This window comes from Pumilibacter intestinalis (genome assembly GCF_943193005.1).
Classification (GTDB): Bacteria; Bacillota; Clostridia; order Christensenellales; family Pumilibacteraceae; genus Pumilibacter; species Pumilibacter intestinalis.
This window is the reverse complement of the sequence record NZ_CALPCH010000007.1, coordinates 71245-92280: the sequence shown is the minus strand read 5'-3', so window position 1 is coordinate 92280 and position 21036 is coordinate 71245. Positions and strand designations below refer to the sequence as shown.

20 protein-coding genes are annotated in these 21036 nt (G+C 48.6%); 17 read left to right on the top strand and 3 right to left on the bottom strand.

The features are described from left to right. Positions 1 to 123 precede the first annotated feature (123 nt). The 7 genes from ppdK (at position 124) to NFR55_RS05010 (ending at position 9269) form a co-directional block, all read left to right on the top strand. The gene (gene ppdK / locus NFR55_RS05040; RefSeq protein ID WP_251546939.1) at positions 124 to 2769 is read left to right on the top strand and encodes a pyruvate, phosphate dikinase; all 2646 of its coding nucleotides are present in this window, start codon (positions 124 to 126) and stop codon (positions 2767 to 2769) included. A gap of 151 nt (positions 2770 to 2920) precedes the next feature. Beyond that, positions 2921 to 3895, top strand: coding sequence for a deoxyguanosinetriphosphate triphosphohydrolase (locus NFR55_RS05035; RefSeq protein WP_275556910.1), 975 nt, complete (start codon positions 2921 to 2923; stop codon positions 3893 to 3895). Between the two features lie 6 nt (positions 3896 to 3901). Then, the gene (gene dnaG, locus NFR55_RS05030) at positions 3902 to 5677 is read left to right on the top strand and encodes a DNA primase (RefSeq protein ID WP_251546935.1); all 1776 of its coding nucleotides are present in this window, start codon (positions 3902 to 3904) and stop codon (positions 5675 to 5677) included. Positions 5678 to 5709: 32 nt separating this feature from the next. Next, positions 5710 to 6975 carry an RNA polymerase sigma factor RpoD gene (gene rpoD, locus NFR55_RS05025; RefSeq protein ID WP_251546933.1) on the top strand — a complete coding sequence of 422 codons (1266 nt, stop codon included), beginning with the start codon at positions 5710 to 5712 and terminating at the stop codon, positions 6973 to 6975. 13 nt (positions 6976 to 6988) lie between these two features. Continuing rightward, positions 6989 to 7618, top strand: a complete 630-nt coding sequence (locus tag NFR55_RS05020; protein WP_251546931.1) for a tRNA (adenine(22)-N(1))-methyltransferase — start codon at positions 6989 to 6991, stop codon at positions 7616 to 7618. Continuing rightward, complete coding sequence (locus NFR55_RS05015; protein WP_251546929.1) at positions 7603 to 8412, top strand: Nif3-like dinuclear metal center hexameric protein; 810 nt, start codon at positions 7603 to 7605, stop codon at positions 8410 to 8412. Before NFR55_RS05020 ends, NFR55_RS05015 begins: the two co-directional genes overlap by 16 nt. A gap of 140 nt (positions 8413 to 8552) precedes the next feature. Further along, on the top strand, positions 8553 to 9269 hold the full coding sequence (locus NFR55_RS05010; protein WP_251546919.1) for a hypothetical protein: 717 nt from the start codon (positions 8553 to 8555) through the stop codon (positions 9267 to 9269). Between the two features lie 88 nt (positions 9270 to 9357). Here NFR55_RS05010 and NFR55_RS05005 read toward each other — a convergent pair whose 3' ends face one another. Next, on the bottom strand, positions 9358 to 11013 hold the full coding sequence (locus tag NFR55_RS05005; RefSeq protein WP_251546917.1) for an AMP-binding protein: 1656 nt from the start codon (positions 11011 to 11013) through the stop codon (positions 9358 to 9360). Between the two features lie 178 nt (positions 11014 to 11191). Between NFR55_RS05005 and NFR55_RS05000 the strand changes: the two genes are divergently transcribed. Genes NFR55_RS05000 through NFR55_RS04975 form a run of 6 tightly spaced genes read left to right on the top strand, consistent with a single transcriptional unit; the run spans position 11192 to position 16603 of the window. Continuing rightward, the gene (locus NFR55_RS05000; protein WP_251546915.1) at positions 11192 to 12061 is read left to right on the top strand and encodes a UTP--glucose-1-phosphate uridylyltransferase; all 870 of its coding nucleotides are present in this window, start codon (positions 11192 to 11194) and stop codon (positions 12059 to 12061) included. After that, positions 12058 to 12702, top strand: coding sequence for an amidohydrolase family protein (locus tag NFR55_RS04995; RefSeq protein ID WP_251546914.1), 645 nt, complete (start codon positions 12058 to 12060; stop codon positions 12700 to 12702). Before NFR55_RS05000 ends, NFR55_RS04995 begins: the two co-directional genes overlap by 4 nt. Before the next feature lie 12 nt (positions 12703 to 12714). Beyond that, positions 12715 to 13323, top strand: a complete 609-nt coding sequence (locus NFR55_RS04990; RefSeq protein WP_251546912.1) for a cytidylate kinase-like family protein — start codon at positions 12715 to 12717, stop codon at positions 13321 to 13323. A gap of 52 nt (positions 13324 to 13375) precedes the next feature. Continuing rightward, positions 13376 to 14488 carry a DNA cytosine methyltransferase gene (locus tag NFR55_RS04985; protein WP_251546910.1) on the top strand — a complete coding sequence of 371 codons (1113 nt, stop codon included), beginning with the start codon at positions 13376 to 13378 and terminating at the stop codon, positions 14486 to 14488. Further along, a complete protein-coding gene (locus NFR55_RS04980) occupies positions 14481 to 15638 on the top strand; it encodes a DNA cytosine methyltransferase (RefSeq protein ID WP_251546908.1) in 1158 nt (385 codons plus the stop codon). The genes NFR55_RS04985 and NFR55_RS04980 overlap by 8 nt, the downstream gene beginning before the upstream one ends. A gap of 11 nt (positions 15639 to 15649) precedes the next feature. Then, a complete protein-coding gene (locus NFR55_RS04975; protein WP_251546906.1) occupies positions 15650 to 16603 on the top strand; it encodes an HNH endonuclease in 954 nt (317 codons plus the stop codon). 60 nt (positions 16604 to 16663) lie between these two features. Here NFR55_RS04975 and NFR55_RS04970 read toward each other — a convergent pair whose 3' ends face one another. Further along, complete coding sequence (locus NFR55_RS04970) at positions 16664 to 17320, bottom strand: MBL fold metallo-hydrolase (RefSeq protein ID WP_251546904.1); 657 nt, start codon at positions 17318 to 17320, stop codon at positions 16664 to 16666. Between the two features lie 42 nt (positions 17321 to 17362). Next, complete coding sequence (locus NFR55_RS04965) at positions 17363 to 17746, bottom strand: hypothetical protein (RefSeq protein ID WP_251546902.1); 384 nt, start codon at positions 17744 to 17746, stop codon at positions 17363 to 17365. A 122-nt stretch (positions 17747 to 17868) separates the two neighbouring features. Here NFR55_RS04965 and NFR55_RS04960 point away from each other — a divergent pair, with 122 nt between their 5' ends. From NFR55_RS04960 to secG, 4 genes are all read left to right on the top strand, one after another. Continuing rightward, positions 17869 to 18390 (top strand): AbrB/MazE/SpoVT family DNA-binding domain-containing protein, encoded by a 522-nt coding sequence (locus tag NFR55_RS04960; RefSeq protein ID WP_251546900.1) that lies wholly within the window; start codon positions 17869 to 17871, stop codon positions 18388 to 18390. 51 nt (positions 18391 to 18441) lie between these two features. Then, positions 18442 to 19467 (top strand): glycosyltransferase family 2 protein, encoded by a 1026-nt coding sequence (locus NFR55_RS04955; RefSeq protein ID WP_251546898.1) that lies wholly within the window; start codon positions 18442 to 18444, stop codon positions 19465 to 19467. 1 nt (position 19468) lies between these two features. Continuing rightward, positions 19469 to 20572: a UDP-galactopyranose mutase gene (gene glf, locus NFR55_RS04950; protein WP_251546896.1), complete on the top strand. Its 1104-nt coding sequence runs from the start codon at positions 19469 to 19471 to the stop codon at positions 20570 to 20572. Positions 20573 to 20649: 77 nt separating this feature from the next. After that, complete coding sequence (gene secG / locus NFR55_RS04945; RefSeq protein ID WP_251546894.1) at positions 20650 to 20964, top strand: preprotein translocase subunit SecG; 315 nt, start codon at positions 20650 to 20652, stop codon at positions 20962 to 20964. Positions 20965 to 21036: the final 72 nt, after the last annotated feature.

The following is a 21036-nucleotide window of genomic DNA, read 5'->3' as shown; positions in this document are numbered from 1 at the left end:
GAGTAATGCCGCTCATTCCGCGCGTATTTCGAAATATTCGTTAAAACAGTTGCTTTATGACGCCTCGTTGTGATATAATAACTTTTGGTAAAAAATACATTTACAAGGAGTATACAAACCATTATGTCCAAAAAGTTCGTTTATATGTTCAAAGAGGGCAACGGAAAGATGCGCGAATTGCTCGGCGGCAAAGGCGCGAACCTTGCCGAGATGACCAATCTCGGGCTTCCCGTTCCTCAGGGCTTTACGATTTCAACCGAGGCTTGCACCCAGTATTACGAGGACGGCAAGCAAATCAATAAAGATATACAAGCCGAAATCATGGAAAACATAGACAAGCTCGAGAAACTTGTCGGCAAAAAATTCGGCGATAAGAAAAACCCGCTTTTGGTTTCGGTTCGCTCGGGCGCACGCGCAAGCATGCCCGGCATGATGGACACCATTCTCAACCTCGGTCTTAACGAAGAGGTGGTTGAGGTTATAGCCGAAAAGTCGGGCAACCCCCGCTGGGCTTGGGACTGCTATCGCCGTTTCATACAGATGTATTCCGACGTGGTAATGGAGGTAGGCAAGAAATATTTCGAACAGCTTATCGACAAAATGAAAGAGAAGAAGGGCGTTACGCAGGACGTTGAGCTCACCGCCGACGACCTCAAAGAACTCGCTTCGCAGTTCAAAGCCGAATACAAGAACAAAATCGGCAAGGATTTCCCCGCCGACCCCAAAGAGCAGCTTTTCGGCGCAATCAAAGCGGTGTTCCGTTCGTGGGACAACCCCCGTGCGAACATCTACCGCATGGACCACGATATTCCGTACAGCTGGGGCACTGCCGTTAACGTGCAGATGATGGCGTTCGGCAACATGGGCAACGATTCGGGTACCGGCGTTGCGTTCACCCGCAATCCCGCAACAGGCGAAAAGGGTCTTATGGGCGAGTTCCTTGTGAACGCTCAGGGCGAAGACGTTGTTGCGGGCGTTCGCACCCCCATGCCTATCGCGCAGATGAAAGACGTATTCCCCGAGGCGTTCGCGCAGTTCGAGCAGGTTTGCAAAACCCTCGAAAATCACTACCGCGATATGCAGGATATGGAGTTTACCATAGAGAACAAGAAACTCTATATGTTGCAGACCCGTAACGGCAAGCGCACCGCCGCCGCCGCTATCAAAATCGCGTGCGACCTTATAGACGAAAAGATGATTTCCGAAAAGGAAGCCATCATGCAGATAGACGCGAAATCGCTCGACATGCTTTTGCACCCCACGTTCGACGTTGCGGCTCTTAAGAACGCCGACAAGAACAACGTAGTGGGCAAGGGTATCGCGGCTTCGCCCGGCGCGGCTACGGGCACTATCGTGTTCACCGCCGAAGACGCCGTTGAAGAGGGCAAGAAGGGCAAAAAAGTTATCCTCGTTCGTCTCGAAACCTCGCCCGAAGATATCGAGGGCATGAAATACGCGCAGGGCATACTCACCGTTCGCGGCGGTCAGACCTCGCACGCCGCCGTTGTTGCTCGCGGCATGGGAACTTGCTGCGTGTCGGGTTGCGGCGATATCAAGATGCACGAAGAAGAAAAGTATTTCGAACTTGCGGGCAAGACTTTCCGCGAGGGCGACTCTCTCAGTCTCGACGGCTCTACAGGTAACATTTACGACTGCGCAATAAAGACCGTTCCCGCCGACCCCAACTCGGGTTATTTCGGCAGAATTATGGCTCTTGCCGATAAATACAAGGCTGTAGGGGTTCGCACCAACGCCGACACCCCCGCCGACGCAAAGCAGGCTGTGGCGTTCGGAGCGCAGGGCATAGGTCTTTGCCGTACCGAGCACATGTTCTTCGACCCCGACCGTATCGGCGCGTTCCGCGAAATGATTTGCTCGGACACCGTGGAAGAGCGCGAAGCCGCTCTCGCCAAAATCGAGCCCATGCAACAGGCGGATTTCGAGGGCTTGTTCGAAGCTCTGGGCGGATATCCCGTAACCATTCGTTTCCTCGACCCGCCTTTGCACGAATTCGTTCCCACCGACGAGGCGGATATAGCGGCTCTCGCCAAAGCTCAGGGCAAGACCGTTACCCGCATTAAAGAGATTATAGACTCGCTCCACGAGTTCAACCCCATGATGGGACACCGCGGTTGCCGTCTTACCGTAACTTATCCCGAGATTGCGGTAATGCAGACCAAAGCAATCATAAAAGCCGCCATAAAGGTGCAGAAGAAGCACAAAGATTGGAAGCTCGTGCCCGAAATCATGATACCGCTTACCGGCGAAGTTAAAGAAATGAAATTCGTTAAGGATATAGTGGTTAAAACCGCCGACGCGGAAATCAAAGCCGCGGGAGCTAACCTCAAATACGAGGTGGGCACCATGATAGAGATACCCAGAGCGGCTATCACCGCCGACGAGATTGCCACCGAAGCCGAGTTCTTCTGCTTCGGCACCAACGACCTTACCCAGATGACGTTCGGCTTCAGCCGCGACGACGCGGGCAAGTTCCTCGGCTCGTACTATCAGAACAAGATTTACGAGAGCGACCCGTTTGCCCGTCTTGACCAAAAGGGCGTGGGCTCTCTCATGAAAACCGCCGTTACGCTCGGCAGAAAGACTCGCCCCGATATGCACTGCGGCATTTGCGGCGAACACGGCGGCGACCCGTCCAGCGTTGAGTTCTGCCACAATATCGGGCTTTCCTACGTTTCCTGCTCGCCGTTCCGCGTGCCCATCGCGCGTCTTGCCGCGGCTCAGGCTAACATCAAAAACCCGAGAAAGTAATAGGCTTTTGAGAGCAAATTTCAGCTAATATTCAAATCCCGATAAGGACGGTGCGAAAAATGCGCCGTCCTTAACGTGGTTTTTTCGTATCGTTGTTTTTTAACACTGCGAGGGTACTGCAATAGGTAAAAACGTAACGCGTTATTCGGATATAACGCACCAAATAGAAGCCGAATACTTGAGCGAATACGCCGCAAAGGCGGCGGACTCCAAGGGGCGCGAGCGTCCTCTCGCCGAAGACGGATTGCGCACCGATTTTCAGCGCGACCGCGACAGGATACTGCATTGCAAGGCGTTTCGCAGGCTTAAGCACAAAACGCAGGTTTTTCTTTCTCCCGAGGGCGACCACTACCGCACGCGGCTTACGCACACGCTCGAGGTGAGTCAGATAGCCCGCACCATTGCGAGAGCTTTGCGGCTCAACGAGGACCTTACCGAGGCGATTGCGCTCGGGCACGACCTCGGGCACACGCCGTACGGGCACGCGGGAGAAAAGGCGCTCAACGAATTCACTCATTTTGCGCACAACGAGCAGTCGCTTAGAATGGTAGACGTGCTCGAATACAACGGCGAGGGCATGAACCTGTGCTTCGAGGTGCGCGACGGCATACTGAACCACACGAGCAAAGGAAAACCCGCCACTCTCGAGGGGCAAATTGTGGCATGGAGTGACCGTATCGCATACATAAATCACGATATAGACGACGCTGTGCGGGCGGGAGTGATATCCGAAACCGATATACCCGCGCATTTTCGCAGGTTGTTCGGCGAACGGCACGCCGCGCGGTTAAACAGTATGATTATGGATATAATAACCAGCAGCGAAAACAATCCGCGAGTAGCTCCGAGCGAAACTTTCGAGCGCGAGATAATGAATTTGCGGCAGTATATGTTCGATAACGTGTACTCGTCGCCCGTTGCTAAGGCGGAAGAATACAAAGCCGTGGATATGATAAAGTTTTTATACAAGCACTTTACAAAGTATCCCGAGCTTATACCCGAAGAGTTTCGCCGCATGGACGGTTCCGCCGAGCAAAAGGCGGTGGATTACATTTCCATGATGAGCGACAACTACGCGGTGAAATGCTTTACGGATATTACCGTGCCCAAAAATTGGAACAAGTAACAGAGAATGGAATACGGAGAATTTATCGGCGAACTGCTTAAGCGCAGCGACATTGTGAGAATAGTATCGCGCTACACGCACCTTACTAAAAAGGGCGGCACGTATTGGGGGTGCTGTCCGTTTCATCACGAAAAGACCGCTTCGTTTACCGTTTCGGCGGATAAAGGACTGTATCACTGTTTCGGTTGCAAGGCGGGCGGCAACGCGATAAACTTTATAAGCGAAATAGAGTCGGTAGACCGCGGCGAGGCGATAAGAATACTCGCCAAAGAAGCCAACCTCGAAGTGCCGCAATTCAAGCAGGGCGACCGCAACTACGCTCGCGACGCTCAAAAGCGGGAGCGGCTGTATAAACTCATGCGGGCGGCGGCTCGGCATTATCACGAGAATTTGTCGCTTCCCGCGGCAAGCTCCGCGCGGGAATATTTGGCTAAACGCGAGGTGGGAGAGAGCTTGGTTCGCAGGTTCGGGCTGGGGTACAGCGTATCGGGAACGGAAATGATACAGTATCTCGAAAAGCAGGGCTACACCAAATCCGAAATGAAAGAGGCGGGCGTTGCGGCGCAGAAAGCCGACGAATACTACGACGTGTTTTACGGCAGACTGATTTTTCCCATTATAAACAACTTGGGCGAGGTGGTGTCGTTCGGCGGGCGTGTGCTCGTTCAAAACCCCGACTTTGCCAAATATCGCAACGGAAGCCAAACTTTTATATTCGACAAATCGCGCAATATTTACGCCGTGAACCTACTTAAAAAGCGCAAGCAGACCAAAGGGCTCGAGTACGTAATCATGACCGAAGGCTACATGGACGTGATATCGCTTCATAAGGCGGGCTTCGATACGGCGGTTGCGAGCATGGGCACGTCGCTCACGCAAACGCAGGCAAAACTTATCAAGAATTATTGCGACCGCATATACATAAGCTATGACGGAGACGGGGCGGGGCAAAAAGCCACTCTGCGCGGACTCGACATACTTGCGGAAGCGGGACTCAACGTAAAGGTAATAAAACTGCCCGACGGGCTCGACCCCGACGACGTGATAAAAAAGAAGGGAGCGGAATTCTACGCAAAGCTCATAGAAGACGCGGTTACGCTCACTAAGTTCAAGATAGAAACGCTTGGCAAAAAATACGACCTCAAGCGTCCCGATGAAAAGGCGAAATTCGCGGTGGAGGCGGCAAAGGTAATCAAGTCGCTCGAAAATCCCGTGGAACGCGAAGAATACTTAAAGCTGTTGCACGAGATGACGGGCTACACCATGAATACGCTTTACAAGCAAACCGAAATGTCCGCGCCTCCGGAGTTTACGGAAAAGCCCTCTACGCAAAAGGAACAAAAGCCCGCCGCAGTTATAGACCCGTCGCTCAAATTCGTGCTCGCGTCGGTGCTCAACGAAAAGCCGTATTGCGACTATACGTTGAACGTGTTTCCTTATCTCGAGAGCGAACTCGGGCGGAGGATATACGAGCGCGGACTCGAGCGGTTCAAGTCGGGCAAAAGCGAAGGGCTCGCCGAATTTTACGAACAAACTCCCGAGCAAGACAAAGAGTTGCTCGGCGAAATTGCAAACTATCCGTTTTTGGACGGCGACGGCGCGGACAAATACGCCGCGTGCGTAAAATCGCTTGCCATAAACAGTCTTACCGCTCAAAAGAGCGCGCTTGCCGAAAAGTCCAAAGAAACGGCGGAACTGTCGCTGCTGCTCAGCTACGCGCAGGAAATCAAAAAGATAGACTCGGAAATAGAGCGACTCAAAAAGGGCGAAACAGATTATTGACACACACCCGAAGGCAATTTAAGGAGAATAAAATGTCCGAAGTTCAAATCACGGAACAAATGAAAGATACGCTTACCAAACTGCTCGAAACCGGACTCGGAAGAGGCGGCAAACTCACCTACGACGAGGTGGGCGAAAAGCTCGCCGCGCTCAAGGCGGGCGCGGAGCAAATGGAAGAAGCTCTCAAATATTTGGCGGAACACCACGTGGAGGTGGTGAAATCCATTGCGCCCGTGCAACTAAGCGAAAAGATAAATCGCGAAGTTAAGCGACTTATAGAGGCGGGCAAAAGGCGCGGGCATCTCACTTACGACGAGGTGGGCGAAAAACTCGCGGTGGAGTGCGAAGCCAACGCCGAACAGGTGGAAGAGGTTTTCCGCATACTCGCGCAAAACAACATAGAAGTAATCAACACTCAAATAGACCTTAAAAACGACGACTCGATAGAGCAACTCATAGCGGGCGAGGTAAACATAGACGACCCCGTAAAGGTGTATCTCAAAGATATCGGGCGCGTTCCTTTGCTTTCCATGGAAGAAGAGGTGGAACTTGCTCAGCGCATGATGAAAGGCGACGAATACGCCAAAACGCGACTCAGCGAAGCCAACTTAAGGCTTGTTGTGAGCATTGCCAAGCGTTACGTGGGGCGCGGCATGCTGTTTCTCGATTTGATACAGGAAGGCAATCTCGGGCTTATGAAGGCTGTGGATAAGTTCGACTATACCAAGGGCTTCAGGTTCTCCACATACGCAACCTGGTGGATACGCCAAGCCATAACCCGCGCGATTGCCGACCAAGCGAGAACGATACGCATACCCGTGCACATGGTGGAAACCATAAACAAACTCATACGCACAACCCGCGTGCTCGTGCAGGAACTGGGGCGCGACCCCACCCCCGAGGAGATAAGCAAGGAGATGGGAATATCGGAAGAACGCGTGCGCGAAATTCAGCGTATAGCGCTTGACCCCGTGTCGCTCGAAACGCCCATAGGCGAGGAAGAGGACAGTCACCTCGGCGACTTTATAGAGGACGACCATGCAACCGCTCCGCAAGACGTGGCGGCGTTCACGCTCTTGAAAGAACAGCTTTTGGGCATACTCGACACGCTCACCCCGCGCGAAGAAATGGTGCTAAGACTGCGCTACGGCATAGACGACGGGCACAGCCGCACGCTCGAAGAGGTGGGCAAGGAGTTCGGCGTAACGCGCGAACGCATTCGCCAAATAGAAGCTAAGGCTCTGAGAAAATTGCGCCATCCGTCGCGCAGTAAAAAACTTAAAGATTATATAGATTAAAGGATTATACGGATTGACGGACAGACTTGCCGCGCTGTGCGAACTCATAGACCGCACGCCGAGTTTTATAGACGTGGGGTGCGACCACGGATACGTAGTTAAGTACGTGCTCGAAAACGCGCTTTCTCCCGTGATTGCCGCTTGCGATATCTCCGAGCCGTCGCTCGATAAGGCGAAGAAACTGCTCGGAGAGCACTCGGGCGCGGAGTTCGTGTGCGCCGACGGCGCACAAGCCGCAAAGGGCTACGACACTGTGTTTATAGCCGGCATGGGCGGGCGCGAGATAGTGCATATAACTCAAAACTGCGAGCCGCAAACCTATATACTTTCGCCGCAGTCGCACGTTCGCGAGGTGCGAATATCGTTGCTTACGAGGGATTACGATATAATCTGCGATAAAACGCTAAAAGACGGACGCAAATATTACGATATAATAAAGGCGGTGCGCGGCGGCGGCAAAAAGCGGCTCGAGCGCACGGACGGGCTCATGCTCGAATACGGCATATTCGTTCGCGAGCGTAACGGGGTTATGCTCGAGCGACTGCAAAAAACGTACGCGGCGTTGCTTGCGTATCCCCCGACCGAAAAGAACGCGGCTAAAGTTCGCGAGATAGAGGAGGTGCTTAAGTGGCAATCACTGTAGGACAAGCGTTAGACGTATTGCGGGATTTCGCGCCCGAAGAATACGGCTACAAACAAGAGTACGACAACATAGGGCTTACCATAGGCGACGAAAGCAAAGAGGTTAAGCGCATACTTTGCTGTTTGGACGTAACCATGAGCGTTATAGACGAAGCGATAAATTTGGGCGCGGAGCTTATAATATCTCATCACCCCATGATATTTTATCCCATAAAGAACATAAGCGCGGACACGGTTGTGGGCAGAAAGCTGTTAAAAGCCGCCGAGCACGGCATAGCGATTTACGCGGCGCACACCAACCTCGACTTTGTGCGCGACGGCATAAACGACTACGTTGCGCAAATACTCGGGCTTCACAACGTGACCAGCCTCGAGCCGTACATAGACGGAGAAACGGGCTACGGCAGAGTGGGCGACTTGAGCAACAAGGTTTTCAGCTCGGTGTTCAAGGGCGAGGTGGAAACGGTGTTGCACGACGCTTACGTGCGCACGGTGGGCGAGCCTTACGCGCAGGTTAAGCGCGTTGCGGTTATAAACGGCGGCAGCGGCGGCGACACCAAATACGTGGATATGGCGATTAAAGCGGGCGCGGACTGTCTTGTAACAGCCGACGTTAAGCACCACGTTGCGGTGTATGCGCTCGAGAGCGGCATTACGCTTATAGAGCCGCAACACTTTACAATGGAACACTGCTACATAGCCCGCCTTGTGCAGTATCTCAAGATAGAAGCAAAGGCTCGCAAATCGGGCGTGGAAATATTGCAATCTCAAGCCGAGCACAACCCGCGCTACTAAATCGGGAAAGTTGCTCGAGGATTAGAGCCGGAACAGAAAGAGGATAAAATATCCGAGAAATAAAATCATCCGAGAGGTAAAAGTTGCTCGAGGAGTAACGCCGGAACAGAACACTAAAAAACATCCGAGAGGTAAAAGAAATGGAAAATTTGGATAAATTGTTGGAATATCAAAAAATAGATATAGAGCTTAGAAAGGTGCTCGACGAGGTGGAGCGCAGCGACGACGGCAAAAAGCTCGAACAAGCCAAAACCGAGTTCAATAATGCCAAAAACACGGTGACCGAAACCGAAAAGGCGGCGGAAAGCATAGTGAGCTTTTATAACAACGCGCTCGCGTTCATGACGGAAAGCGACAAAAGAATAGAGGAAATCGCCGCGAAAATGGAGAGTACCGAGGACCTCGAGGAACAACGCGCTCTCGCCGAAGAGCTCGAAAAACTTTCCGCCAAAACCGCGGAAATAGAAAAACGCCTGGGCGAACGCAACGACCGCACCGATAAAGTTATCCTTGCCTATCTCGACGGACAGGAGCGCGGCAAGAAAATGCGCTCGGTGTATAATAACATAAAAGACCGACTTAATAAGTTCAGACAGGAAAAAGAGCCGAAAATAAACGAACTCAAAGCAAAGCTCGACGCTATCCGCCCCGCAATTCCCGCCGATATCATGGAAATTTACGATAAAATAACCGCCGAGCGCAAATATCCCGCCTTTGTGCAGGCGCGTGAAGCGGAGCGCAACCATTACCGCTGTTTCTGCGGATTGGAACTGTCGCAGAAAACGCAAAGCGAGTTGCTCGAAAAAGGTAATTGCCGTTGCGAAACCTGCCGCAGACTCATCTATTTGAATAAGTAATTACTCGTTAAACGGTTGCCTTACAGGCAACCGTTTTCGTTTATCCGCATAAATATTATGTATTATGGGCGCGGTAAAACGCTGAAAACTATTTGTTGGAGTTGTCGTTTTCGCGTATCTCCACGCGGCGTATCTTCTCGGATATGGTTTTGGGAAGCCTGTCCACGAATTCTATAACACGCGGGTATTTGTACGGCGCTGTGGTGTGTTTTACGTGGTCTTGAAGCTCCTTTTTCAGTTCGTCGCTGGGGAAATAGTTGCGCGCGAGCACAATCGTTGCCTTTATTATCTGCCCGCGCACGTCGTCGGGCACAGCGGTTATGGCGCACTCCATTACAGAGGGGTGTTCGAGTAGCGCACTTTCCACCTCGAAAGGTCCTATGCGATAGCCGCTGCTCTTTATAATATCGTCGTCGCGCCCTACGAACCAGTAGTAGCCGTCGGCGTCGCGCGTGGCTACGTCACCCGTGTGATAGTATCCGTCGCTCCAAACGCTCCGCACCGGCTCGAATGCGTTGTAGCCCATGAATAAGCCTATCTGCTTGGGATTGTATTTAATGCAAATTTCGCCCTCCACTCCGTCGGGCACGGGTTTGCCGTTGTCGTCGAGCAGTTCTATTTTGTAAAGAGGGCAGGGCTTGCCCATGCTCCCCGGGCGAGGCGTAACGTCGGCAAACGTGCCGAGCGCAAGCACCGTTTCGGTCTGACCGTAGCCCTCGAAAATGGATTTGCCTATTTTGCACTTTATCGTTTCGTATACTATGGGGTTGAGCGGCTCGCCCGCGGTGCAGTAGTGCTCAATCGCGCTCAAATCGTATTTGGTGAGGTCCTCTTTAATCAAAAAGCGGTACATGGTGGGCGGAGCGCAAAAGGTGGTTACTTTGTACTTTTGCAATAGCGGCAAGAGGTCGAGCGGAGTGTACCTGCCGTAGTAGTCGTATGCGAATATAGCCGAGCCGCATATCCATTGCCCGTATATCTTGCCCCAACTCGCCTTTGCCCAGCCGGTGTCGGCTGCGGTGAAATGTATTCCGCCGTCGGTGCAACGGTGCCATAGGTACGCCGTGGCTATGTGCGCCGCAGGGTACGCGTAGTTGTGCGTAACCATTTTGGGCATGCCCGTCGTGCCCGACGTGAAATATGCTATCATAGGCTCGCTCGCTTTGTTCTTGTGCTCGAACGAGAGCTTGTCGGCGGGGAATTCGGCGTATTCTACGTCGAAATCGTCGAACCCGTACGCGCCGCCCACGGCGAAAACGTGTTTCACGGTGGGGCAGTCGGGCAGCGCTTCGCGTATGTAGCCGGTAACCGACTGCGTGTTTACCGAGATTATGCACTTTACGCAAGCGTAGTTGCAACGGTATTTCACGTCTTTTGCCGTGAGTTGACTTGTTGCTGGTATCGCTATCGCGCCGAGCTTGTGGCACGCAACAACGGTGTACCAGTATTCGTATCGCGACATAAGCATAATGAGCACGTGGTCGCCCTTGCGAATGCCTTTGGCGTACAGCATGTTGGCAATGCGGTTGCTCTCACGCGCAACGTCGGCAAAGGTAATGAATTTTTCTTCGCCGCCGTCGTTGCACCAAATGAGCGCGAGTTTATTGGGCTCTATGCTCGCGTATTTGTCCACAACGTCGAACGCAAAGTTGAAATCGTCTTTAACCGACGGAGCAAACTCCTTTGTCATCTGCTCGTAGGTGTCGAATTCGGTGGTTTTCAGAAAGTCGCTCAATAAGTTCATAATAGCGTACTCCGTAGTCGTATTTTGAATATTTTAGCACAAACGCGCAAAAAACGAAAGCAAATACGCATTGTTTTTACGAAAATTTCGGAAAACGCTTGTTTTCTTTCCGAATATATTATATACTATCGGTATACTTTATTCAGCATAACGCGCAATCATAAAACAGGAGATTGAGATGAAAAATATTACGAAAGCCGTAATTCCGTGCGGCGGCATGGGAACGCGCTTTTTGCCCATAACCAAAGCGGTGCCAAAAGAAATACTTCCCGTGATAGACACGCCCGTGCTCGCCTACATAGTTAACGAAGCGATAGACAGCGGCATTACCGATATAATGATAGTGCTCGGACGCGGCAAAGAGGCAATAAAGCAGTATTTCAGCCCCTCGCCCGAGCTCGAGAAAACTCTCGAGCAGGCGGGTAAGCTCGAGTTTGCCGAAATCGTGCGCAAAACTTATTCCCGCGCGAACATAGTTTTCGCCTATCAGGAAAAGCCGCTCGGAAGCGGTGACGCCGTGATGAAAGCCAAGGAGTTTACGGGCAACGAGTCTTTCGCGCTCGCCTGGGGCGACGACCTCATTTATTCCGAAAAACCCGTGATGAGTCAGCTTATTGCGGCGCACGCCCAAACGGGCAAGAGCATACTCGGCGTTCAGACCGTGAACACCGACGATATAGTAAAATACGGAGTTGCGGCGGTGGGCAACGGTAACGGCAGAACTTACGAGTGCACGGCTATAGTGGAAAAGCCGCCGCTCGATAAACTCCCCAGCCGTTTGGCGGCTCTCGGCAGATACGTGCTCAATCCCGACGTGTACGACGAAATAGCCTGCCTAAAGCCTGTAAAAGGCGGCGAGATACAGTTTACCGACGCGCTCAACGCTCTTTGCGGCAAAGGCGAAGTGTGCGCCTACGACTTCGAGGGAAGGCGTTACGATATGGGCGACAAATTCGGCGCGATACAGGCAACGCTCGAATACGGCTTGCGTAGCAAAGAATACGGCGGTAAACTCGCGGCGTATCTCAAGAAGCTTGCAAAGGCATGACGGCGGACTCCTTCACGCTCTCCGAAAAGGGCTGCACGTGCCTCGGAGAGGACTACGCTCCGTTTTGCGATAAGTCGGTTTCGGCGGGCGCGAAAAGGCTGTACGTGCCGTCGCTCGATATGCCCGATAAGCAGATAGACGGATTGATAGACTACGTTCTTTCGTCAGGCGCGCGACTTGCCGTAACATGCTCGCAAACGCTCGAGAGCGCGGGCAGGATAGACGCGAGGTTTGCCCGCAGTCCCGTAATGCTTTTGTACGAGTTCGGACTGCTCGAGCGCACCGCGGTTATAAGCGGCGTGTTCCTCGATAAAGACGACCTTGCGCTCATGGCGCAGGAGCGTGTGCCGCTCGTTGTGCTCCCCAGCCACGACGCGGGCTACGGGCACGGAGTCGCGCCGATATGCGCGGCGACGGAGCGAGGAGTGCGGGTGTTCGTAGGCACGGGCGACGGGGCGCATAACCCGAATAGGAACGTGATATACGAAGCCGCCGTGCTCGGACTGCTCGTATCCGCGCAGATGAACAGGCAAAACGCCGTGTCCGCGCGAGAGCTTGCGAAAATGTGTTTGCCCGAGCCTATCAGCGGCTCGCAAATAGCCAAAACAGAGAAACGAATAAAGAACGTAAATATAATTTAGGAGGCAGGTAATATGAGAGTTATAACGCTTAGCAGACAGTTCGGAAGCGGCGGCGGCGAGATAGCTAAAGCGGTGAGCGAAAAATTGGGCATAAAGTACGCCGACAAAGCCATAATCGCCGAAGCGGCGGCGAGCAGCGGCATAGCAAAGGAACATTTCGAAAACGCGGACGAACGCCGCACCAACAGCTTTTTGTATTCGCTCGCCGCGGCGCACTACGGCGGAAGCACCGCGCCCATTCAGCTCGGCGATATAATAACCGACGACAAACTTTTTATCCACACCGCCGACGCCATAAAGCGCATTGCCGGCGAGCCGTGCATAATAGTGGGGCGTTGCGCCGACGATATACTGCAAGATAAGCCTATTTTGCGCGTGTACGTTTACGCGGATATCAAAAGCCGCATAGAGCGCATAAAAAAGCTGTACGACTTGAACGAAAAGGCGGCGGCTACGCTCATAAAAAAGACGGATAAAAAACGCGCCAACTATTACAATTTTTACACCTCCAAAAATTGGGGCGATGCGCAAAACTACGATTTGTGCATAAACTCCGACGCGCTCGGCATAGAGGGCACTGCGGACGTTATATGCTCGTTTGCGCGAGCATGCGAAAAATAAAAGTATTAGGTAATGGTAAATTATTTAGCAGTTACATGAAATTTAAGTATACATGTTAAAATTAGCGACAGTATTTAGTGGTATAGGTGCAATTGAATCAGCTTTGGATTATATGAATATAAACCCAAAGATAATTTTTGCGTGTGATAACGGCGAACGCAATATTAATATTTCAAATGCTGAAATTGATAAAATGCTTATTGATAAAAGTGATGACGAAAAAAAGATTATTATTGAGGAATTATATAGAAAAACAGGGAAAGCAAATTTAGTTAAAGAGACATATTTTGCAAATTATGATATAGGGCAGTATCAGTGGTATGAAGATATAAGATTTATAAATGGTTTGCCTTATAAAAATATAGTGGATTTATTTGTTGGAGGAAGCCCATGTCAATCATTTTCTCTTAATGGGAAACGTGCTGGTTTTTCGGATATTAGAGGTACATTGTTTTATGAATTTATTCGATTGATTAATGAGATAAAACCTAAAGTCTTTATTTACGAAAATGTTAGAGGAATGCTTGTTCACAATAATGGGGAAACTTGGCAAACGATTAAAAAAAGTATGCTTGCTTTAGATTATGACATTAACATTGAAGACAATAATACTTTTAATTTGCCAATTCTTAATGCTAAAGATTATGGAATACCCCAAAATAGAGAACGTATTTTTATTGTGGGATTTAGGAAAGACTTGAAAATAAATTGTTTTGAATTTCCAAAGCCTATTCAATTGAAATCAACAGTATTTGATTATTTGGAGCGTAATGTTGAGGCAAAATATTACTTGGGGAAAAAGGGATTTGAATTTGTAACGACGCATCCGTCAAGAGCAAGAGTAGGTGCGGAAATTATGGGGTGTCAAAAAGCAAATCAACAATTTAATTGGAATGGAGATTTCATATTTGAACCATTTGAACAAATAAAGGATAGAATAGATATATTAAAAAGAGCTTATGTGGGTGAATGGAATAATAAAAGGGGAGTATGTAGAAAATTTACACCAAGAGAGTGTTTAAGGCTCATGGGGTTCAAAGATACTTTTAAGATTATACATAAAGATGAGGTTATGTATCGACAGGCAGGTAATTCTATAGTAGTAAATGTGTTAATGTGCCTAGTCGATGCAATAATAAGAACTGGAGTATGGGATATTGATTAAATTAGCAACATTGTTTAGCGGGATAGGCGCAATTGAACAGGCGCTAATACGTATGCATATTGATTATGAGATTGTTTTTGCGTGTGATAATGGCGAAATAGATATTAAATTTGATGTTGAAAACGAAAAAGAAGAAATTATAAAGAAGAAAAACAAAATTGAGAAAAAAACATATGTTGACAATTTATATGCTTCTTTATCAAAAAAAAAGAATTATGTAAAAGAAAGTTATATGGCAAATTATCCAATAAATGTGAATGATTTTCATTTGGATGTGAGGCTTTTAGATGGAAGAGATTATGAAGGAGAAGTGGATTTACTTGTGGGCGGAAGTCCATGTCAATCATTTTCTTCAGTAGGGTTTCAGGGGGGATTGGAAGATGCAAGAGGAACTTTGTTTTATGACTATGCTAGGATAATTAAAGAGGTTAATCCCAAAGTTTTTATTTATGAAAATGTCAGAGGGTTAACAACGCATGACGGAGGCAAAACATGGGATAAAATAAAAGATATTTTTATGAATACATTGCATTACAAAATTGCGGAACCTAAAGTTTTAAATGCCTCTGATTTTGGAATTCCTCAAACTAGAAGAAGATTGTTTGTAATTGGAATTAGAGAAGATTTAGATGTTAAGACATTTGAATATCCTGAGGGAAAAGGTGTGGAAGCATTGCCATTTTTTATGCAAGATTTGCTTGAAGATAATTGTGCATATAATCCCAATGACTTTAATTACTATTTTGATAATAATGGTTATATTAAAATAAAACCCAATCCCGGAAAGCCTAATAAAAAATATATTTTAACGCCGAAAGTACGCGATTATGTTTTGAAATCAGGAACAAAAAAATTTAAAACTTCTATAGAAACGGATATGAAAATAGCTCGTACTTTGTTAAAAACCATGACTCAACATCATAGAGCAGGAGTTGATAACTATATTACAGTAGGATATGATAAAAAAGGTCAAAAAATAATTAGGTCTTTAACCGATAGAGAAGCACTTAGATTGATGGGGTTCCCTGACTCATTCAAAATAGTCGTATCTTCAGCGCAAATTTTTAGGCAAGCAGGAAATTCTATAGTGGTTGATGTAATGATTGCTATAATGAAAAATTTAATTAAAACAAATGTATTTGATGTATGAGGAAATGATGTATGAAGGTTAAAAGAATAGATGCTTTTGAAATGAATTTGGAAGAATGCTCGGTTGCAAGAAAATTTAAGTTATTGCGGACAACTGGCGTTGGTGAAAAAAGAATATACGCGGGACATGATGAGAAAGCACTTGATGAATTTTTTGATTTGAATAATATTGAAAGCTTCATAATGCTTAAGAAAGATTTGCAAAAATATCTTATTGATGCAAAAGACGAGTATTATTATCCTGTACAAGAGTATAAAGAAAATATAAGTGAATACTATGAGTCAAATGTAATTGCAACTAATTTAATACCATTTGACAAGATTGAAATTCATTTCACAAAAAAATATGATAGTCAGCATCGTTATTATTTAAACTTTGGGAGAGATAATTTCTCCTCTAATAATTGGGACTATTTAAGAAATATTGCATTGCCTCGAGTTACAAAATTGAATTTCGTTAAAGTTAAAAATATATGTAACAATAAACTATATATATACATAAAACCTATGTTTTTTATAGATGAAAAAGAGAGAGAAGAAAAAATTATAATTGAAAATTTGATTGCCGGAAATAAGTCTACTGTTGAAAATAGAAGAAAAGGACAATTGCGTTGGAGAAGAAAATTGTTGGATTTGATGCCTGCTTGTGTCATAACTAGAGTAACCGAAGATAGGATTTTGGAAGCGTGTCACATAAAGCCACATAATGCATCAACAAATGATGAAACATATGATGTTCACAATGGATTAATTATGACACCAACATATCATCGATTATTTGATTATGGGTTTATATCGTTTAAAGATAATGGAGCATTGTTGGTTTCTCCGTTTTTATCAAATATGAACAAACAGCGACTCAATTTAGTTGATGGAAATCAATGCCGTATACCTAAAGAATGTTCTATTTATTTGAAATATCATAGAGAAAACATATATAATCAAATACCTGATTTACAACTTTAAACAAAACGAGTGCGAATAATTTAAATTATTCGCACTCGTTTGTTTATAATTATGCGGTTTTCAGCCCTTGAAGCGTTTGGGGACTATAATGCGGGTGGAGTCGCCGTCGAAATCGTAGCGGTCGAATTCGAGAGTGTCGCCGTTTTCCATTATAACGGAGTCGTCGTCGAACAGGCGCAAAAAGTTTTCCACCTTGTCTATATCGTAATCGGTGTGCTTGGTTTTGTAGTGCATGGGTATTACAACGTCGGGCATCATGCGGTCAACGTATTCTTTGGCTTGTTCGGCGTCTACGGTGTAGTTGCCGCCCACGGGAATGAGAAGAATATTCACGGGAATAAGCTGTTCTATAAGCTCGGGCGTGCATATTTCGCCTATATCGCCCATATGGCACACGGTTACTCCGTCGAGCCTGAAGTGATATATTATGTTTTTGCCGCGGGCGTTGCCGTCTTGGTCGTCGTGGCTCGACATAACGCTGTGAATTTTTATGCCGTTTACGTCGAACGTGCCCGTCTGGTTTATGATTACGGGATTGCCTTTAACTCCCTTGAAGTTGTTGTGGTCGCTGTGTCCGTGACTGCTCGTTATAGCGTCGCAGGGGAGATACGCCATGCCGTACCCTACGGCGGAAGGGTCGAAAGGGTCGGTGATAACGCTTGCGCCCGTGCTCTCTGTAAGGCGGAATGCCGAGTGTCCAAGCCACTGGATTTTCATGAAAAGCCTCCGAAATAAATTTATTTACGTTTTTTTTGAAATTTAGCTTAAATTTGCTTGTCTTACGGGGTGAAAAACTTTTATAATAATCTTAGCGGTATTTTCGGGCGAACCGATATAGTAGGTTGCGCAAAAGTCCGTGCGGTTTGCGGTTACCTTTGCGAGCAACTTTACGGTGTAAACTTCGGTGCGCAGTCCGGCTGCTTCAAACTCGGTAAAAGTTCCTTCGGTAAGTCGCATAACGTATCCGTCCGCACCGAGTCGCGTAACCGTTGCGCAACCGTCGCAGAGGTTAACGCGCATTGAGTACCCGTCGCCGTCCCACCCGAACTCGGTAGAGCCGTTGCGCTCGATGAAGCCGTCGGTTTCAATCGTTTCGCGAGTGTTGCGGTGGGTAACTATCTGCAAGCGTGCGGCAGTCTTCATATTTACGATTATACAGTAAATGAGAAGATTAGTCAATTAAAACACAATTATTAAACGGTTTTACATATTTTATGCGCTATATCGGAATGCTAACCGAAATTAACTACAAAGGAGATATAATTATGGAACAGATGGGAATAGTGCGCAGGCTCGACGCTCTCGGCAGAGTGGTTATACCTCGCGAATTCCGCAAACTCAACCGCATAGAGGTGGGCGACCCTCTCGAGATACGCGCCCTCGCCAACGGTGATATTCTCGTGCGTAAGGTTGATTTGTCGGCGCAGCTGAGAAGCATAGGCGCAATCGCGCTTTCGTCGCTCGCTCCGCATACCCACAATACCGTGGGCGTTTGCACCCCCGAGGAATGGCTTATGTTTTCCGCGGCGGTGAGCGGACTTGCCGACGGAACGGAACTCGGCGAAGCGGCTAAGAACATAGTTGCGGCGCAGAAGAATACGGTTGTGACTTGCGCGGAAGCCGGCATAAGCTGCAAAAAGAAATACGCGGCGTTTTATCCCGCGTACGGCGATACCGGCGTGTTCGGCGCGCTCGTAATGTTTGCCGACGAACAGCCTACCGAATCGGAAAACGTGCTCATGGATACCGTTGCCCGTTTCGTAGGCAAGAGCATGCAGAATTTTTAACTTGCGAAATTCTTACGAAAAAGAGTATAATACGGAAAAAAGGAAACGGTAATGAAACTGATTAGTTTTGCCGTGCCGTGTTACAATTCGCAGGACTACATGCGCAAGTGCATAGACAGCTTGCTCACGGGCGGCGACGACGTTGAAATAATCATAGTCAACGACGGCTCGCGCGATAAAACGCTTGATATAGCAAGGGAGTACGAGCGCGAGTATCCCGGCACGGTAAAGGTTATAGACAAGCAAAACGGCGGGCACGGCTCGGGCGTGAACGCCGGCTTGCAAGCCGCAACGGGCTTATACTATAAAGTTGTGGATTCCGACGACTGGCTCGACGAGAACGCTCTCGCCGAGCTTATCGCCGTGATTAAAGAACATTCGGCGAAAGGCAAACTTCCCGATTTGTACATCACCAACTTTGTTTACGAGCACACGATAGACAACACGAGGTATGTTTCGTCTTACGAAAAGAAATTTCCCGTGCGCGTCTTTGCGGATTGGAAACGCGTTAAACGGTTTCGGCTCTCGCACATGCTGTTGATGCACGCGCTTACATACAAACGCGAAAAACTGCTCGAGTCGGATACTTGGCTTCCCGAGCATACCTTTTACGTGGATAATCTGTTTGCATACAAGCCGTTGCCGTACATGAAGAGCATATATTATCTCGACGTTGACTTATACCGCTATTTCATAGGAAGAGCGGACCAGTCCATAAACCGCGACAATTTCGTAAAGCGTTACGACCAACAAATTCGCGTTATGCGCCGCATGATAGACGCTTACTCGTGGGACGAGCTGAAAAAGCTCCCCAAAGGGCTCAAAAGATACATGTGGCATTCGCTCGTGGTGATAATGATGAACACCATATTCTTCACCTGCGCGGCGGACGCCCCCGAACGGCGCGACGCGTTGCGCGAGCTGTGGCTTCACATCAAGCGCAGGGATATAAAGCTGTATCGAAAACTCAGGCGACGTTCGTACACCACCGCCGTAAATTACATGCCCTGGAAGATGCGGGCGTGGGTGATGGGCGTAGGCTACGATATACTGTGCAAAAAAATCAAATTGGGATAAAATGAAAAAATACGATTATCTTGTGGTGGGCGCGGGACTTTTCGGCGCGACTTTCGCGCACCGTGCGACTGCGGCGGGCAAAAAGTGCCTTGTGGTGGAAAAGCGCAATCACGTGGGCGGCAACGTATACACCGAAAGCCGCGAGGGCATAACCGTACATACTTACGGAGCGCATATATTCCATACTCGCAACAGGCGGGTGTGGGATTTTGTAAATTCGTTCGCCGAGTTTAACCGCTACACCAACTCGCCCGTTGCCGTATACGGCGACGAGGTTTACAATCTGCCTTTCAACATGAACACGTTTTCGCGCATGTGGGGCGTGAAAACTCCCGCGGAAGCCAAAGCGGAAATAGAGCGGCAGGTTGCGGCGGCGGGCATAACCGAGCCCAAAAACCTCGAAGAACAGGCTATAAGCATGGTGGGCAAGGACGTTTACGAAAAACTCGTAAAAGACTACACCGAAAAGCAATGGGGCAGACCGTGCGCCGAGCTTCCGCCCTTTATAATCAAGCGTTTGCCCGTGCGCTTCGTGTACGACAATAATTATTTCGACGACCCCTATCAGGGCATACCCGTAGGCGGCTACACTCAAATTGCCGAAAAACTGCTTTCGGGCAGCGAGGTTATGCTCGATTGCGACTATTCAGAGCGCAAAGACGAGCTCGACGCGCTTGCCGAAAAGGTGGTGTATACCGGACCTATAGACAGGCTGTTCGGCTACTCGCTTGGAAAACTCGAGTATCGCTCTTTGCGGTTCGAAACCGAAACGCTCGACTCGGAAAACTATCAGGGCAACGCGGTTGTGAACTACACTCGGGGCGACGTGCCGTATACCCGCATTATAGAGCACAAACATTTCGAGTTCGGCACTCAGCCCAAAACTGTGATAACGCGCGAGTATCCCGCGCCGTGGCGGGAGGGCGACGAACCGTATTACGCGATTAACGACCCCAAAAACGATATGCTTGCCGAAAAGTACAAAAAGCTCGCGCAAGAAAAAGGCTATATTCTCGGCGGCAGACTCGCCGACTATCGCTACTACAACATGGACGCGGTGATAGAAAACGCGCTTTCGCTTGCCGACAAGCTGTTCGGCAAATAAAAAACATGCGTTAAAACGCTTGCGTGCACGCTTGCGATATGGTATAATTATTCGGTAACAGTTTTAAGAGGTGTGTAATGAACAACGAATTCTTACTTATGGCGTCTACCGTGCCCGATTGGGTTTCGGCGTCGTTCCCCGTAATACGTTTGGTGCTTCTCATTCTCATGGTGGTGCTTGCGGTTGCAATGATACTCGTGGTGCTTTTCCAACCCGCGAGCGGCGACGGCATGGGCGCGATATCCGGTCAGGTATCGGACACGTTCTACAGCAAAAACAAAGGGCGTTCGCTCGAAGGCATTATGAAGCGTCTTACCATAATTTTGGCCGTAAGCCTTTTTGTGGTGTCGCTGTTGTTCTTCGTAACGGTAATCGTTTACGTGGGCGCATAATAGGCAAAACAAACTAATCGTGAGGAGAGCGGGCGAGCAATAACCCGCTCTTCGTTTTTATATCGGAGAAAT

What these genes read in the sequence shown, in the direction of transcription:
- NFR55_RS05010 (WP_251546919.1), top strand. Translation starts at nt 8,553, where the DNA reads ATGGAAAATTTGGATAAATTGTTGGAATATCAAAAAATAGATATAGAG.
- secG (WP_251546894.1), top strand. Translation starts at nt 20,650, where the DNA reads ATGAACAACGAATTCTTACTTATGGCGTCTACCGTGCCCGATTGGGTT.
- NFR55_RS04965 (WP_251546902.1), bottom strand. Translation starts at nt 17,746, where the DNA reads ATGAAGACTGCCGCACGCTTGCAGATAGTTACCCACCGCAACACTCGC.
- ppdK (WP_251546939.1), top strand. Translation starts at nt 124, where the DNA reads ATGTCCAAAAAGTTCGTTTATATGTTCAAAGAGGGCAACGGAAAGATG.
- NFR55_RS04970 (WP_251546904.1), bottom strand. Translation starts at nt 17,320, where the DNA reads ATGAAAATCCAGTGGCTTGGACACTCGGCATTCCGCCTTACAGAGAGC.
- dnaG (WP_251546935.1), top strand. Translation starts at nt 3,902, where the DNA reads ATGGAATACGGAGAATTTATCGGCGAACTGCTTAAGCGCAGCGACATT.
- NFR55_RS05005 (WP_251546917.1), bottom strand. Translation starts at nt 11,013, where the DNA reads ATGAACTTATTGAGCGACTTTCTGAAAACCACCGAATTCGACACCTAC.
- NFR55_RS04990 (WP_251546912.1), top strand. Translation starts at nt 12,715, where the DNA reads ATGAGAGTTATAACGCTTAGCAGACAGTTCGGAAGCGGCGGCGGCGAG.
- NFR55_RS04985 (WP_251546910.1), top strand. Translation starts at nt 13,376, where the DNA reads ATGTTAAAATTAGCGACAGTATTTAGTGGTATAGGTGCAATTGAATCA.
- NFR55_RS05000 (WP_251546915.1), top strand. Translation starts at nt 11,192, where the DNA reads ATGAAAAATATTACGAAAGCCGTAATTCCGTGCGGCGGCATGGGAACG.
- NFR55_RS04995 (WP_251546914.1), top strand. Translation starts at nt 12,058, where the DNA reads ATGACGGCGGACTCCTTCACGCTCTCCGAAAAGGGCTGCACGTGCCTC.
- glf (WP_251546896.1), top strand. Translation starts at nt 19,469, where the DNA reads ATGAAAAAATACGATTATCTTGTGGTGGGCGCGGGACTTTTCGGCGCG.
- NFR55_RS04975 (WP_251546906.1), top strand. Translation starts at nt 15,650, where the DNA reads ATGAAGGTTAAAAGAATAGATGCTTTTGAAATGAATTTGGAAGAATGC.
- NFR55_RS04960 (WP_251546900.1), top strand. Translation starts at nt 17,869, where the DNA reads ATGGAACAGATGGGAATAGTGCGCAGGCTCGACGCTCTCGGCAGAGTG.
- rpoD (WP_251546933.1), top strand. Translation starts at nt 5,710, where the DNA reads ATGTCCGAAGTTCAAATCACGGAACAAATGAAAGATACGCTTACCAAA.
- NFR55_RS04955 (WP_251546898.1), top strand. Translation starts at nt 18,442, where the DNA reads ATGAAACTGATTAGTTTTGCCGTGCCGTGTTACAATTCGCAGGACTAC.